Annotated in this window: 12 protein-coding genes; 8 read left to right on the top strand and 4 right to left on the bottom strand. The window is 63.1% G+C overall.

Annotated elements, in window-relative coordinates:
- Positions 1–31 precede the first annotated feature (31 nt).
- Both rhaI and NKH63_RS25835 read right to left on the bottom strand, forming a co-directional pair.
- Complete coding sequence (gene rhaI, locus NKH63_RS25840) at positions 32–1324, bottom strand: L-rhamnose catabolism isomerase (RefSeq protein ID WP_023719463.1); 1293 nt, start codon at positions 1322–1324, stop codon at positions 32–34.
- 173 nt (positions 1325–1497) lie between these two features.
- The gene (locus NKH63_RS25835) at positions 1498–3600 is read right to left on the bottom strand and encodes a bifunctional rhamnulose-1-phosphate aldolase/short-chain dehydrogenase (RefSeq protein WP_352919187.1); all 2103 of its coding nucleotides are present in this window, start codon (positions 3598–3600) and stop codon (positions 1498–1500) included.
- Positions 3601–3788: 188 nt separating this feature from the next.
- Between NKH63_RS25835 and NKH63_RS25830 the strand changes: the two genes are divergently transcribed.
- The 7 genes from NKH63_RS25830 (at position 3789) to NKH63_RS25800 (ending at position 10929) form a co-directional block, all read left to right on the top strand.
- On the top strand, positions 3789–4598 hold the full coding sequence (locus tag NKH63_RS25830; RefSeq protein WP_352493797.1) for a DeoR/GlpR family DNA-binding transcription regulator: 810 nt from the start codon (positions 3789–3791) through the stop codon (positions 4596–4598).
- A gap of 54 nt (positions 4599–4652) precedes the next feature.
- Positions 4653–5648 carry a rhamnose ABC transporter substrate-binding protein gene (rhaS, locus tag NKH63_RS25825; RefSeq protein WP_352919184.1) on the top strand — a complete coding sequence of 332 codons (996 nt, stop codon included), beginning with the start codon at positions 4653–4655 and terminating at the stop codon, positions 5646–5648.
- An 83-nt stretch (positions 5649–5731) separates the two neighbouring features.
- Entirely contained in the window at positions 5732–7273 is a 1542-nt protein-coding gene (locus tag NKH63_RS25820) for a sugar ABC transporter ATP-binding protein (protein ID WP_352919182.1), read from the top strand.
- Entirely contained in the window at positions 7270–8247 is a 978-nt protein-coding gene (locus tag NKH63_RS25815) for an ABC transporter permease (protein ID WP_352493795.1), read from the top strand. The genes NKH63_RS25820 and NKH63_RS25815 overlap by 4 nt, the downstream gene beginning before the upstream one ends.
- Complete coding sequence (locus NKH63_RS25810; protein ID WP_352482463.1) at positions 8244–9245, top strand: ABC transporter permease; 1002 nt, start codon at positions 8244–8246, stop codon at positions 9243–9245. Before NKH63_RS25815 ends, NKH63_RS25810 begins: the two co-directional genes overlap by 4 nt.
- Positions 9245–9562 carry an L-rhamnose mutarotase gene (rhaM, locus tag NKH63_RS25805; RefSeq protein ID WP_352482465.1) on the top strand — a complete coding sequence of 106 codons (318 nt, stop codon included), beginning with the start codon at positions 9245–9247 and terminating at the stop codon, positions 9560–9562. The genes NKH63_RS25810 and rhaM overlap by 1 nt, the downstream gene beginning before the upstream one ends.
- On the top strand, positions 9559–10929 hold the full coding sequence (locus tag NKH63_RS25800) for an FGGY-family carbohydrate kinase (RefSeq protein ID WP_352919180.1): 1371 nt from the start codon (positions 9559–9561) through the stop codon (positions 10927–10929). Before rhaM ends, NKH63_RS25800 begins: the two co-directional genes overlap by 4 nt.
- 36 nt (positions 10930–10965) lie before the next feature.
- Here NKH63_RS25800 and NKH63_RS25795 read toward each other — a convergent pair whose 3' ends face one another.
- Positions 10966–12216 (bottom strand): D-amino acid dehydrogenase, encoded by a 1251-nt coding sequence (locus NKH63_RS25795; RefSeq protein WP_352482468.1) that lies wholly within the window; start codon positions 12214–12216, stop codon positions 10966–10968.
- Positions 12217–12320: 104 nt separating this feature from the next.
- Positions 12321–13316, bottom strand: coding sequence for a UDP-glucose 4-epimerase GalE (gene galE / locus NKH63_RS25790; protein ID WP_023719473.1), 996 nt, complete (start codon positions 13314–13316; stop codon positions 12321–12323).
- A gap of 265 nt (positions 13317–13581) precedes the next feature.
- On the opposite strand from galE, the gene hemA reads away from it, so the two are divergent.
- On the top strand, positions 13582–14859 hold the full coding sequence (gene hemA / locus NKH63_RS25785; protein ID WP_023719474.1) for a 5-aminolevulinate synthase: 1278 nt from the start codon (positions 13582–13584) through the stop codon (positions 14857–14859).
- Positions 14860–14922: the final 63 nt, after the last annotated feature.

Here is a 14922-nt window from a genome sequence, read left to right as displayed (position 1 = left end):
CTCTGGCGGGTTTTTCATTTTCACCCCGACATCAAACAATCCCGCCGCCGACGCTCGCCACCGCCGGCCGTTCGGCTGCGACCTTCGCCCGGTAGCCGGCGGCGCGGTAGGCTGCGACCGGATCGATGGCGCCGCCGGTCTTTAGTCGTGCCATGGCGAGGATCGGCTCGACATCGGTGCGATAGGCTATCTTCAGCGTCTGCGTTGCCATCAGCGCATCATTGGCGTCCTGGAAGCCTTCGAGCGCCTTGCGATCGACCAGCAGCGCCTGGGCATAGGCGCGCTGCACTTCAACCGCCGACAGCATCAGGCTTTCGATCGGATCGGTGACGTTGTGGCTCTGGTCGAGCATGTGGGCCGGATCGAACCCTTCGGCACCGGAAAGCTCGGCATCGACCAGTTCGTTGAAGACCAGGAACAGCCGGTAGGGATCGATCGAGCCGGCGTCGAGGTCGTCGTCGCCATATTTCGAATCGTTGAAATGGAAGCCGCCGAGCTTCTTGAACTGGATCAGCCGCGACACGATCATCTCGATGTTGACGTTGGGGGCGTGATGGCCGAGGTCGACCAGGCAGAACGCCTTGTCGCCAAGCTCTTTGGCGATGATGTAGTTGGTGCCCCAATCCTGCACGACGGTCGAATAAAAGGCCGGCTCGTACATCTTGTGCTCGGTGAACAGCTTCCAGTCGTCCGGCAGTCCGGCATAAATCTCCTTCATCGCGTCGAGATAACGCTCGAACGCCTTGGCGAAATTAACCTGGCCGGGAAAATTCGAGCCGTCGCCGATCCACACCGTCAGCGCTTTCGAGCCCAGCGTCCTGCCGATCTCGATGCATTCGAGATTATGCTCGACCGCCTGCCGGCGTGTTGCGGCATCGGCATGCGACAACGAGCCGAACTTGTACGAAAGTTTTTGGTCCCTGGCGTCGGAGAAGGTATTGGAGTTGATGGCGTCGAAGCCGAGGCCGAAGCGGGATGCCGCCTGCTTCAGCCGGTTCGGATCGGCCTTGTCCCAGGGAATATGCAGCGAGACGGTCGGCGTCGCCTGCGTCAGCTGGCGGATGACGGCGCAGTCCTCGATCTTGTCGAAAATGTCGCGCGGCTCGCCAGCGCCGGGAAAGCGGGCAAAGCGGGTGCCGCCGGTGCCGACGCCCCAGGACGGGATGGCGACGGCGAATTTCTCGACCTTGTCGCGGATGGCATCGATGGCGATGCCGCGGCGGTCGAGGCGCTCGCCGAGGGACTCGTAGTCGCGCTTGAGGTCGGCATTGCGCGCGGCATTGTGCCTGTCGACGAGGTCGGCGGAGATGATGGTTTCGGACATGGTGGTTTCCTCCCAATTTGCGTTGGTCGGCGCTGCCCCTCACCCTTACCCCTCTCCCCGTAAAGAACGGGGAGATCACCGGCGTTGGAGCGCTTCCCTTCTCGGCGTCACTATTACGGGGAGAAGGTGCCGGCAGGCGGATGAGGGGCAGCGCAACCCTCAAAGACGGTCGCTTATCGCGTAAAACTCTGCGCGTTGCCGGCATCGACGTTGATGATGTTGCCGGTCGATTTTGCCGACATGTCGGAGGCGAAAAAATAGATCGCTTCGGCGATGTCCTCGGGGAATACCGACCGCTTCAGCATCGAGCGCGAGCGGTAATGCTCTTCGAGATCGTCGGTCGACATCTTGTAAGCGGCGGCGCGCTGTTCCTTCCATTCGCCGGTCCAGATCTTCGAGCCGCGCAGCACGGCGTCGGGGTTGACGACATTGACCCTGATCTGCGCTTCCGCGCCTTCCAGTGCCAGGCAGCGTGCCAGATGGATTTCGGCGGCCTTGGCTGTGCAATAGGCGGCGGCGTTGGGCGATGCGGCAAGACCGTTCTTGGAAGCGACGAAGACGACATTGCCGCCGATCTTCTGCGCCCGAAACAGCCGGAACGCCTCCCGCGAAACCAGGAAATATCCCGTCGACAGGATGTCCATGTTCTTGTTCCACAGCGCCAGCGTGGTGTCCTCGATCGGCGCCGAGGAGGCCAGGCCAGCGTTGGACACGAGGATGTCGATGCCGCCAAATTCGACCGCCGTCTCGGCGAAGCCGGAGACCACCTGATCCTCGGATGTGACGTTGATAACGACGGGCCGCACGAAATCCTTGCCATAGGCTTTCGCAAGCTCGTCATTGGCGCTGGCAAGAGCTGCCTCGTCGATGTCGGCCACCACGACGCAGGCGCCCTCGCGCAGCAGCCGGTTGGCGGTCGCGCGGCCAATGCCGCCGGCGCCGCCGGTGACCAGCGCGATCTGGCCGGCAAGGGCTTTTGGCTTCGGCAGGCGCCGCAGCTTTGCCTCTTCGAGCAGCCAGTATTCGATATCGAAGGCTTCCTGGTCGGGCAGGCCGACATAGGTCGACACCGTCGAGGCGCCGTGCATGACGTTGATGGCGTTGACGTAGAATTCGCCTGAAATGCGCGCCGTCGCCTTGTCGCCGGCGAAGGTGAACATGCCGACGCCGGGCATCAGATAGACGACGGCGTTCGGATCGCGCACGGGCGGCGAATCCGCGTGCTTGCAGCGATCATAATAAGCCTGATAGCCGACGCGATACTCAGCCACGTCGTCGGCTAGACGGGCAATGACGGCATCGACGTCGGGATTTTTGGGGTCGAACTCGATAACCAGCGGCCGGATCTTGGTGCGCAGGAAGTGGTCCGGGCAGGACGTGCCGAGTGCCGCCAGCGGCCGCAAATCCCTGGAATTGACGAATTCGAGCACGGCAGGAGAATCGTCGAAATGGCCGAGCTTGTGGCTGTTCTCCGAGATCAGGCCACGGATCCTCGGCATCAGTTTTGCGGCGACGGCGCGACGCGCCGGCGCATCGAGCGATTTGACGACTTCGCCGCCGAAGATCGGCTTGCCCTGGCTCTTGCGCTCGAACCAGTCGATCGCCTGGTTGATCACCGAGATCGTCGTCTCGTAGCATTCCTTCGGCGTGTCGCCCCAGCTGAACAGGCCATGGCTGGCCAGCACGACACCCTTGGCGTCGGGGTTCTCGAGGCAGAATTTCTCCAGCCACAGGCCGAGCTCGAAGCCCGGACGTTTCCATGGCAGCCAGCCGATCGTGTCGCCGAAGATCTCCTTGGTCAGCGCCTGCGAATCCTTGGCGGCGGCAATGGCGATGATGGCATCGGGATGCATATGGTCGACATAAGGCTTCGGCACGAAGGCATGCAGCGGCGTGTCGATCGAGGCCGCTCGCGGATTGAGATTGAAGGTGCAGTGAGGCAGATAGCCGACCATCTCGTCTTCATATTCGAGGCCGCGATAAAGACCTTTCAGCGCACGCAATTTGTCCATGTAGAGCGTGGCGAAGCCGTCTGTTTTAATCGAGGCGCTGTCGCCGCCCGAGCCCTTGACCCACAGCACTTCCACGCTCTCGCCGGTGAGCGGATCCTTTTGCCAGATCTTGGAGGAGGTGTTGCCGCCGCCATAATTGGTGACGCGCTTGTCGGAGCCAAGAACATTCGAGCGATAGACCAGACGTTCGGGCTCGCTCATCGCTTGCGCTTTTGCGTCATCCCAAAGATTGGCGAGGCGCGTGCCGGAGCACTTGTCGAGCATAGGTAATCCTCCCTTTGGGACACGCAAACGGCGCGGGTCCCTTTTGTCCGAATTTCTACGCAAGCGGCCGTCTTGTCAATCACAAACGATCAATATCAATCATATTGCACTGCACAATGAAATTATCTGATCGGAAATGATTGACACTGCGCGCTTGGGGTGCCTAGATGCTCAAGCAGGGAGGAACCATGCACGAGAAAGAGCGCCACAGGATCATTCTGTCCGCCGTCCAGGAAAAGCCTGTGGTGACGGTGCAGGAGATGGTCGACCTGACGGAGTCGTCGGAGGCGACGATCCGGCGCGACATCGCGGCATTGCATGTGCAAAAGCGCCTGCGCCGGGTGCGCGGCGGCGCCGAGGCGCTCTCGCCTCCGCAGTTCATCGGCCTTGCCGGCCGGCCGTTTTCCGTCAACGAGACGATCAACGCTTCGCAGAAGCGGGCGATCGCACGAGAGGCCGTGGAACTCTGCAAGGACGGCGAGCCGATCATCATCAATGGCGGCACCACCACGTTCCAGATGGTGCATTTCCTGAGCGGCCGCCGCATGCCGATCTTCACCAATTCCTTTCCGATCGCCGAGCACCTGCTCAGGCATTCCAAGAACACGGTGATGCTGTCGGGCGGCACCATCTACCGCGAGCAGAACATCATCCTGTCGCCCTTCGACAATGACGTGACGCGCAATTTCTACGCGCGCCGCATGTTCATGGGCGCGCAGGGACTGGGGCCGCTGGGTCTTATGGAAGGCGACCCGCTGCTGATCCAGGCCGAGCAGAAGCTTATCGACCAGGCGGACGAATTGGTGGTGCTGGTCGACTCCTCGAAATTCCGCAAGCGCTCGAGCCTGATCCTGTGCGGCCTGTCGCGCATCGCCACGGTGATCACCGACGACGGCATCGAGGATCGCGAAGCCAAGATGCTGGAGACCGCCGGCGTGACGCTGATCGTCGCCCGCACAACGGCAAGCAACAAGGAAGAATCTTCGCTGCAGGCCTGAGAAAACTCACGCCCGCAGCGGCGATGGAATGCAACGCTCAAGGGAGGATATTCGATGAGCTTTCTGAAGAAACTGATGGTTACGGCGGCGTTTTCCGCCGCCATGTTCGTGAATGCCGCCTATGCCGAAAACGTCAAGATCGCGCTGGTGGTGAAGTCGCTCGGCAACGGCTTCTTCGACGCCGCCAACAAGGGCGCCGAAGAGGCGGCCAAGGAACTCGGCGACGTCGAGATCATCTACACCGGCCCGACCAAGGCGACCGCCGAAGCGCAGATCGAAGTGGTCAATTCGCTGATCGCCCAGAAGGTCAACGCCATCGCCATTTCGGCCAATGACGCCGACGCGCTGGTTCCGGCGCTGAAGAAGGCGATGGAACGCGGCATCACCGTCATCTCGTGGGATTCAGGCGTCGCGCCGGAAGGCCGCCAGCTTCACCTCAACCCTTCCGACACCAACCTGATCGGCGAGACCATCATCAAGCTTGCCGCCGACTACCTGCCGGAAGGCGGCGATGTCGCCATCCTGTCGGCTTCGTCCACCGCGACCAACCAGAACGCCTGGATCGACGCGGCCAAGAAGGTGCTGCCGGAGAAGTTCCCCAAGATCAAGCTCGTCGCCACCGTCTATGGCGACGACGACTCGGCCAAGAGCACGGACGAGGCCAAGGGCTTGCTGAAGTCCTACCCGAACCTCAAGGCGATCGTCGCACCGACCACGGTCGGCGTCGTTGCCGCCGCGCAGGTGGTGACCGATGAAGGCCTGATCGGCAAGGTCAACGTCACCGGCCTGGCGCTGCCGTCGGAGTTCAAGAAGTTCATCGACAACGGCGCCAGCCAAGCGGTTGCGCTGTGGAACCCGATCGACCTCGGCTATTCGGCCGTCTACCTCGCCCACGACCTGGCGGTGAAGAAGGAAGAGGCGAAGCCCGGTGCTACGCTGTCGATCGGCCGCGTCGGCAAGGTCACGCTCGACGACACCAACTCGGCTGCGATGGCTCCGCCCTTCCAGTTCGACAAGTCGAACATCGAAAAGTTCTCCAAGATCTATTGATCCTGGAGCCTTCGAACTGGTGCGGCGGGACCTTGGCCCCGCCGCGGCCTCAACCGGACCTAGTTTCAGGGCTTGATACGATTATGGACACGACAGCCCAACACGAAGTGGCGAAGGAAGCGCCTTTGTCTCCCGGGCCGCGGCTGACGCTGTCCGGCATCTCGAAAAGCTTTCCCGGCGTGCGCGCGCTGCACGATGTCAGCCTGTCGCTCTATCCCGGCCAGGTGACCGCGCTGATCGGCGAGAACGGCGCCGGCAAGTCGACGCTGGTCAAGATCATGACCGGCATCTATCAGCCCGATTCAGGCACAATCAACATCGACGGCCAGCCCGTCGCTTTGCCCAGCGCCCATGCCGCCTTCGGGCATGGCATCACCGCCATCCATCAGGAAACCGTGCTGTTCGACGATCTGACGGTGGCCGAAAACATCTTCCTCGGCCATGCGCCGCGCACCCGCTTCAAGACCATCGACTGGCGCACCATGCGCAAGAATGCCCGCGAGGTGCTGGACACGATGGGCGCCGGCCATATCGACGCCGATGCCAGGCTGAAGGATCTCGGCATCGCCAACAAGCATCTCGTCGCCGTTGCCCGCGCCATGTCGATCGACGCGCGGATCGTCATCATGGACGAGCCGACGGCAGCACTTTCGATGAAGGAGATCGAAGAGCTTTTCCTGCTGATCGAATTCCTCAAGAGCGACGGCAAGGCGATCCTGTTCATCAGCCACAAATTCGATGAGATCTACCGCATCGCCGACCGCTATACCGTGTTCCGTGACGGCGAGATGGTTGGCGAAGGCCTGATCAAGGATGCCGGCCAGAGCCAGATCGTGCGCATGATGGTCGGCCGCGCGGTCGACCATATCTTTCCGCAGCGCAAGGCCGAGATCGGCGCGCCGGTGCTGGCCGTCTCCGGCCTGTCGCATCCGACCGAGTTCGATGATATCGGCTTCGAGCTGCACAGGGGCGAGATCCTCGGCTTCTACGGTCTTGTCGGCGCCGGGCGCAGCGAGGTGATGCAGGCGATATCAGGCATCACCCGCACCAGCGGCGGCACGATCACGCTGGAAGGCAAAGCGATCGCGCCGAAATCGGCGGCGGATTCGATCGATGCCGGCATCGTCTATGTGCCGGAGGAACGCGGCAAGCAAGGCGTGGTGATCGGCCTGCCTATCTTCCAGAATGTCTCGCTGCCTTCGCTCAAGCGAACCTCCAAATCCGGCATATTGCGGCTGGCGGAAGAGTTTGCGCTAGCCCGCTCCTACACAGAGCGGCTCGACCTGCGCGCCTCCTCGCTCAGCCAGGACGTCGGCACGCTGTCGGGCGGCAACCAGCAGAAGATCGTCATCGCCAAATGGCTGGCGACCGCGCCCAAGGTGATCATACTGGACGAGCCGACCAAGGGCATCGACATCGGCTCGAAGGCCGCCGTGCACGGCTTCATGGCCGAGCTCGTCGCGCAAGGCCTGTCGGTTATCATGGTGTCGTCCGAACTGCCGGAAATTCTCGGCATGTCCGACCGTGTCGTCGTTATGCGCGAGGGCCGCATTGCCGCGGTCTACGACAATAAGGGGCTCGACGCCGAAACGCTGGTCAGGACGGCAGCGGGGATCGCGGCATGAAGGCTCTTCTCAAATACCGCGAAGTCTGGCTGCTGGCGGCAATCGCCGTGCTGATCGGGCTGATCTCGATGCGTTTTCCGGGCTTTGCCGCTCCCGGCAATGTGCGCCAGGTGTTCAACGACACGTCGATCCTGATGATCCTGGCGCTCGGCCAGATGGTGGTTATCCTGACCCGCTCGATCGACCTGTCGATGGCAGCCAATCTCTGCTTCACCGGCATGGTGGTGGCGATGCTGAACGCCGCGCATCCGGCAATCCCGATCCCGCTGCTGATCGTCATCGCACTTCTGGTCGGCCTGGTGCTCGGCGCCATCAATGGCCTGTTGGTGTGGCGGCTGAACATTCCCTCGATCGTGGTAACGCTCGGCACTCTCACCATCTACCGCGGCGCCACCTTCGTTATTTCAGGCGGCGCCTGGGTCAACGCCGACCAGATGAGCCCCGATTTCATCGGCCTGCAGCGCGCGACGTTCCTCGGCATACCGGTGCTGTCATGGATTGCCCTGCTGGTCATCGCCTTGTTCTTCCTTGTGATGACGCGCACGGCGCTCGGCCGCTCGATCTACGCCATCGGTGTCAACCCGACCGCATCGGTCTATGCCGGCATCGACGTCGGCCGGACGAAATTCATCGTCTTCTGCATTTCGGGGATGATCGGCGGCCTCTGCGGCTATCTCTGGATCTCGCGCTACGTCATCGCCTCGGTCGAGGTCGCCAACGGCTATGAGCTCAACATCATCGCCGCCTGCGTCATCGGCGGCATCTCCATCGCCGGCGGCATCGGCTCGGTCGGCGGCGCGGTGCTCGGCGCGCTGTTCCTCGGTATCATCTCCAACGCGCTGCCGGTGATCAATATCTCGCCCTTCTGGCAAATGGCGATTTCGGGCAGCGCCATCATCCTGGCCGTGGTGCTCAACGCGCGCGGCGAACGCCGGCAAGGCCGCATCATCCTCAAAAAGGCGGAAGTGGCATGACCGATACCCCTGCCCCGCGCCATGTTCCGAACCGACTCGACAAGCCGTTCACTGCGGCGATCTTCTCATGGGAGGCGCTGCTGGTCGTCGTGGCGGTCGCCATCTTTGCCGTCAACAGTTTTGCCTCGCCCTATTTCCTCGACGCGTGGTCGCTGTCGGACCTGACTTTCAACTTCACCGAAAAGGCGCTGATCGCGCTGGCCATGGCACTGCTGATCATCTCCGGCGAAATCGACCTGTCGGTCGCCGCTATCATCGCACTCGCCTCGACGATGATGGGCATGGCGGTGCAGGCCGGCGCCGGCACGCCTGTCCTGGTGGCAATCGGCATCGTCGTCGGGCTCGGCTGCGGCGCCTTCAACGGGCTGCTCGTCACCAGGCTGGGGCTGCCGTCGATCGTCGTCACCATCGGCACGATGAGCCTGTTTCGCGGCGTTGCCTTCATCATCCTCGGCGACCAGGCCTACAAGGGCTATCCCGCGAGCTTCGCCTTCTTCGGCCAAGGTTATGTCTGGTGGGTGGTGTCGTTCGAACTGACGCTTTTCCTGGTCGCGGCCGTCGTCTACTGGTTCCTTCTGCACCGGACGAGCTTCGGCCGCCGGGTCTTTGCCATCGGCAACAACCCGGTTGCGGCGCAGTTTTCCGGCGTGCGTGTCGGCCGCATCAAGTTCATCCTGTTTTGCCTGACCGGCCTGATGGCGGGCATCGCCTCGGTGCTGATTACGTCACGGCTCGGCTCGACCCGGCCGTCGATCGCGCAGGGCTACGAACTCGAAGTCATCACCATGGTGGTGCTCGGCGGCGTCAGCATTCTCGGCGGCGCCGGCAGCATTCTGGGCGTCGTGCTGGCGGCCTTCATCATGGGGCTGGTGACCTTCGGTCTTGGCCTGCTCAACGTGCCGGGGATCGTCATGTCGATCTTCATCGGCCTGCTGCTGATCATCGTCATCGCGCTGCCGATCCTGTGGCAGCGCGTGCGGCGGGAGCGCTTTGCCTGATGCCCGAAAAATATGCGTTCAAGATGAAGCTCAATCCCGGCATGAAGGCCGAATACAAGAGGCGCCACGACGACATCTGGCCGTCACTCGTCGCGTTGCTAAAACAGGCTGGTATCTCCGATTACTCGATCCATCTCGACGAGGAGACCAACACCTTGTTCGGCGTGCTGTGGCGCCGTGACGACCATGGCATGGACGAATTGCCTAAGCATCCGGCGATGCAGCGCTGGTGGGCCGAGATGGCAGACATCATGGAAACCAAGCCGAACAACGAGCCGGTGGCGGTGCCGCTGGAAACAATGTTCCATATGGAATGACCCGCCACGTCGCCGTCATCGATATCGGCAAGACCAACGCCAAGGTGGCGCTGGTCGATCTCGCCGCAGCAAGCGAAGTGGCGCTGCGCAGGATGGTCAACGAGCCGGTTCGGCAACGCCCGTATCCGCACCACGACGTCGAGCGGTTATGGGCGTTCATCCTCGGCAGCCTGGCCGAGATCGATCGCGAGCAGCGCATCGACGCGATATCGATCACCACCCATGGCGCAACGGCGGTGCTGGCCGACGCATCAGGCGAACTGGCGCTGCCGGTGCTCGATTACGAGTTCGACGGTCCGGATGCCTTCGCCAAGGACTACGACGCGATCCGCCCGCCTTTCACCGAGACCGGCACGCCGCGCCTGCCGGCCGGCCTCAATCTCGGCGCGCAGTTGTTCTGGCAGCAGAAGCGCTTTCCAGCGGATTTCGCCAGGGCCGCCGCGATGCTGATGTATCCGCAATACTGGGCCTTGCGCCTGACCGGCGTCGCCGCCAGCGAGGTGACTTCGCTCGGCTGCCACACCGATCTGTGGAACCCGTGGAAAGCGGATTTTTCCTCACTGGTCGACCGGCTGGAATGGCGCCGGCTAATGGCGCCGGTGCGGCAGGCCAAGGACCGCTTGGGCCCGATCCTGCCCGCTCTGGCGCGGCAAACCGGCCTCGATCCGCAAACGCCGGTGTATTGCGGCCTGCACGATTCCAACGCCTCGCTGCTGCCGCATCTCCTGTCCGACAAGCCGCCTTTCTCCGTCGTCTCGACCGGCACCTGGGTGGTGTCGATGGCGGTTGGCGGCAGCAAGGTCACGCTCGATCCGGCGCGCGACACGCTGGTCAATGTCAACGCGTTCGGCGATGCCGTGCCCTCGGCGCGCTTCATGGGTGGCCGCGAGTTCTCCGTGCTGACGGAAGGCCAATCGGAAGACTGGACCGAAGACGATGTCGCCGCGGTGCTCGCGCGCAAGACGTCCCTATTGCCTTCGATCCAACGGGGTTCGGGGCCGTTTCCGCACTGCGCCGCGGCATGGCTTAACGCGGACGGCATCAACAATGGCCAGCGCTTTGTCGCCATCTCGTTCTACCTGGCGCTGATGACCGCGACCTGCCTCGATCTGATCGGCGGCGGGGGGTCAACCATCGTCGAAGGACCCTTCGCCCGCAACCGGCTGTTCACCCGCATGCTGGCTGCGGCGACGGCGCGCGCCGTCATTGCCTCCGCGGCTGCGACAGGCACCAGCATCGGCGCCGCCTTGCTGGCGTCGGACCAGGGGACACCGCAAGGCAGAGGCGAAAGGACCGAACCGTCGGCCGATCCACTCTGGACAAGTTACGTGCGCTCCTGGCGTTCGGCAGTCGACGAACGAGCCTGACCGCCGAGCTCATGGCGCCCTGCGGTCAGGCCGTTGCTAGCCCGCGTAGAGCAATCCTTGTGGATCGATCTCCGGCTTGCGGCCGGCGACCACGTCGGCAAGGAATTTTCCCGAACCGCAGGCCATGGTCCAGCCGAGATGGCCGTGGCCGGTATCGAGATATAGATTGTCATACCGCGCCCGGCCGATGACCGGCACGGAGTTCGGCATCATCGGGCGAAGTCCAGCCCAGAGCTCGGCCTTGCTCTCGTCGAAGGCGCCGGGGAACAGGTCCTTGCCGGTGTTCAGGATCGAGTTGAAATCGCGCGGCTTGAACGTGCGGTCGAAACCGGTGAACTCCGCCGTCGAGGACATCCGCAGCCGATTTCCCAGCCTGGAATAGCCGATCAGCCGGTCCTCGTCGGCGCCGCCCATGATCGGCCCGTTGCTTTCATCTTCCAGCGGAACGGTCACGGTATAGCCCTTCACGGGATAGACGGGCAGGTCGATGCCGTAGCGGCGGCCGAGCAGACCGCTCTCCGGCCCCATGGAAATGACCACGGCGTCGCCGGCCACCGGGCCGGCCGAGGTCATCACCGCGCGCACCCGGTCGCCGTCGATGTCGAGGCCTTCGACCGTCGTGCCGTAGAGGAATTGGACACCGAGTTTTTCGGCGGCATAGGCAGCGAGGCGCTGCGTGAATTGACTGGAATCGCCGGTCTGGTCGATCGGCGAATAGACGCCGCCGGCAATTTTGTCCTTGGCTCCGGCAAGGCCGGGCTCGAGCTCGACCAGCCGGTCGCGGCCGACGATCTCGATCGGCAGGCCATGTTCGGCGAGATAGCGGTAATTGTCGGTGCCGGTATCAAAGCTCTGCTGCGAGCGGAAGAAATACAGAATGCCTTTCTTGCGCTCGTCATAGTGGATGCCGGTGTCGGCGGAGATGGCGTTGATGCAGTTGCGCGAATAGAGCGCCAGGCGCAGCTTGATCTCGGTGTTGGCGCGCATGCGCTTATGCGTGCACTGGCGCAGGAAGCGCAGGCTCCAGGCGACAAAATACGGATCGAAGCGCAGCCGCACCTTGATGCCGAGATCGTGGTTGTAGAGGGCTCGCAGGAACGTTTTAAGCGCGGCGGGCGAAGCCCAGGCGGTGGCATCGCCGGGAGATACCAGGCCGGCATTCGACTGGCTGGTGCCGCGCGCCGCCGCCGGATGGCGCTCGATCACCGTGACTTCATGGCCGTCGCTGGCCAGACAATAGGCCGCCGCCGTGCCAACGACGCCGGCTCCAAGCACCGATATTTTCATGCCGCCCCCAACTCGAACGCAGCCGAACGCCTGCACGCTCAGCCGTGAGGCCCTTCAATAGCGCCTCTGCCTCCTGCCGACGAGCCCTTACGGAGAGCCCGCGCTTAGCCCAGAGCCGAATTCTTGCTGGTCAGGATGCGCTCCCAGGCAAGCGCATCGGAGACGATCTGGTCGAGGTTGTCACGCTGCGGGGTCCAGCCGAGTTCGCCGCGGGCCAGCTCCGAATTGGCGACAACCGCGGCGGCGTCACCGGGGCGGCGCTCGCCCATCCGCACCTCGAAATCATGGCCGAAGACGCGGCGTACGCTGTCGATGACCTCGAGCACCGAATAGCCGTGGCTGTAGCCGCAATTGGCGACCAGGCTCGATCCGCCGGCACGCAGCCGCTGCAGGGCCAGCCGATGCGCCGCCGCCAGGTCGCTGACATGGATATAGTCGCGCATGCAGGTGCCGTCCGGCGTCGGATAGTCGGTGCCGAACACCTGCATGAAGGGGCGCTTGCCGAGCGCCGTCTCGCAGGCGACCTTGATCAGATGCGTGGCGCCGGGCGTCGACTGGCCGGTGCGGCCCTTCGGGTCGGCGCCGGCGACGTTGAAATAGCGCAGCGCCGTATAGCGCAGCCCATAGGCAATAGCCGCGTCGCGGAGCATCCATTCGCTCATCAGCTTGGACAGGCCGTAGGGCGATTCCGGCGCAAGCCTGGCGTCCTCGCGTACCGGCTCCAGGCCGGCGCCGCCATAGACGGCGGCGGTCGAGGAAAAGATGAAATTGGGCACGCCTTCGCGCACCGCGGTCTCGATCAGGGTGCGTGTCTTGCAGGTGTTATTCTCGTAATAGGCAAGCGGGTCGGCCACCGATTCGGGCACGACAATCGAGCCGGCGAAATGGATGATCGCGTCGACCTTGTTGTCGCGGATGATCGAGGCGACCAATTCCTTGTCGGCGACATCGCCGACGACGAGCTTTGCTTCCGGAGCCACCGCCCATTCAAAGCCGGTCGAAAGCCGGTCGAGGACGACGACGCTGTCGCCCGTGTCCAGCAACTCCCAGACCATATGGCTGCCGATATAGCCGGCACCGCCTGTCACCAAAACCGTCATCCGCATCCTCGCTATTCATGATTTATCGGAACTGTCTCAATCGTCGCCGTACTGGAAAACCTGCCGCCAGGCCATTACAATCTGCGGTAACCAGTCTCATCGGCGGGTGGCATTGTCCTGAAACAAGATTGATCCACATCAAGGGAATAGGCCACGTTCCGTGGTCGTTAGGAACAGGCCTGGGGCGTGGCATTTTGACCAAAACGGTGCGGTGGACGGCGAATAGGCCAATGACTATGATCCCGCGCAAAATTGGGAAGGCGACATGAATTACCAGCGGTTCTTCGAGGAAGCGATCGACCAGCTCCATGCAGAGCGTCGCTATCGCGTCTTCGCCGACCTTGAGCGTATCGTGGGAAAATTCCCGCGCGCCATCTGGCGTGCCAATGGCCGCGCCGAGGAAATCACCGTCTGGTGCTCCAACGATTATCTCGGCATGGGCCAGCATCCCGACGTCATCGCCGCGTTCCAGAAGGCGGCAGGCAAAATGGGATCGGGGGCCGGCGGCACCCGCAACATTTCGGGCACCAGCAACCCGCTGGTCGAGCTCGAACTGGAGCTTGCCGACCTGCACGACAAGGAAGCGGCACTGGTTTTCACCTCCGGCTTCGTTTCAAACGAAGCGTCGATCTCGACCATTGCAAAGCTGCTTCCCAATTGCCTGATCATCTCGGACGAGCTTAACCACGCTTCGATGATCGAGGGTGTGCGGCGCTCGGGCGCCGAGAAGAAGATCTTCCGCCATAACGACGTCGCGCATCTCGAAAGCCTGCTGCAGGCGGCCGGCCGCGAGCGTGCCAAGCTGATCGTCTTCGAGAGCGTCTATTCGATGGATGGCGACATCGCGCCGATCAAGCAGATCGTCGACCTCGCCGAGCGTTACAATGCGATGACTTATATAGACGAGGTCCATGCCGTTGGCATGTACGGGCCGCGCGGCGGCGGCATCACCGAGCGCGAAGGGCTGGCCGACCGCATCGACATCATCGAGGGCACACTGGCCAAGGCGTTCGGCACGCTTGGCGGCTACATCACCGGCACCAGCGCCGTGATCGACGCCGTGCGCTCCTATGCGCCGGGCTTCATCTTCACCACGGCGCTGCCGCCGGCGATCGCTGCCGCGGCAACCACCTCGATCCGCCATCTCAAGCGCTCGCAGGCCGAGCGCGACGCGCAGCTGCGTCAGGCGACGCGGACCAAGGAAGTGCTTGCCGCGGCCGGCCTGCCGGTAATGGAGTCACCTACCCACATCGTGCCGCTGCTGGTCGGCGATCCCGAGCTCTGCAAGATGGCCAGCGACCGCCTGCTCGGCGTGCACGGCATCTATATCCAGCCGATCAATTACCCGACAGTGCCGCGCGGCACCGAACGGCTGCGCATCACGCCGACACCGTTCCATTCTGACGCGCTGATTGCCTCCTTACAGGACGCGCTAGTCGAGACATGGGATGCGTTGGGGATTCCCTACGGTTCGGCCGGCCGGCCTTCAGTGGCCAAGAGCGACCGCGTCATTCCGTTGCTGGTGCCGAAGTCGGGCGGGTAACCTCCGCCGCTACGGGCACCATTGCGGAAGCCGCCTATCGGTGCCGCCTCATTTTTCAGTGCT

Source organism: Mesorhizobium sp. M0960 (assembly GCF_040319055.1).
Classification (GTDB): domain Bacteria; phylum Pseudomonadota; class Alphaproteobacteria; order Rhizobiales; family Rhizobiaceae; genus Mesorhizobium.
Note: the sequence above shows the minus strand (reverse complement) of the source record. Positions and strands in the feature narration are given on the sequence as shown.

Excerpts from the sequence above, each read along its gene's own strand:
- rhaM (WP_352482465.1), top strand. The coding sequence starts at position 9,245 with ATGCCCGAAAAATATGCGTTCAAGATGAAGCTCAATCCCGGCATGAAG.
- NKH63_RS25795 (WP_352482468.1), bottom strand. The coding sequence starts at position 12,216 with ATGAAAATATCGGTGCTTGGAGCCGGCGTCGTTGGCACGGCGGCGGCC.
- NKH63_RS25820 (WP_352919182.1), top strand. The coding sequence starts at position 5,732 with ATGGACACGACAGCCCAACACGAAGTGGCGAAGGAAGCGCCTTTGTCT.
- NKH63_RS25815 (WP_352493795.1), top strand. The coding sequence starts at position 7,270 with ATGAAGGCTCTTCTCAAATACCGCGAAGTCTGGCTGCTGGCGGCAATC.
- NKH63_RS25835 (WP_352919187.1), bottom strand. The coding sequence starts at position 3,600 with ATGCTCGACAAGTGCTCCGGCACGCGCCTCGCCAATCTTTGGGATGAC.
- NKH63_RS25810 (WP_352482463.1), top strand. The coding sequence starts at position 8,244 with ATGACCGATACCCCTGCCCCGCGCCATGTTCCGAACCGACTCGACAAG.
- NKH63_RS25800 (WP_352919180.1), top strand. The coding sequence starts at position 9,559 with ATGACCCGCCACGTCGCCGTCATCGATATCGGCAAGACCAACGCCAAG.
- hemA (WP_023719474.1), top strand. The coding sequence starts at position 13,582 with ATGAATTACCAGCGGTTCTTCGAGGAAGCGATCGACCAGCTCCATGCA.
- NKH63_RS25830 (WP_352493797.1), top strand. The coding sequence starts at position 3,789 with ATGCACGAGAAAGAGCGCCACAGGATCATTCTGTCCGCCGTCCAGGAA.
- rhaI (WP_023719463.1), bottom strand. The coding sequence starts at position 1,324 with ATGTCCGAAACCATCATCTCCGCCGACCTCGTCGACAGGCACAATGCC.
- rhaS (WP_352919184.1), top strand. The coding sequence starts at position 4,653 with ATGAGCTTTCTGAAGAAACTGATGGTTACGGCGGCGTTTTCCGCCGCC.
- galE (WP_023719473.1), bottom strand. The coding sequence starts at position 13,316 with ATGACGGTTTTGGTGACAGGCGGTGCCGGCTATATCGGCAGCCATATG.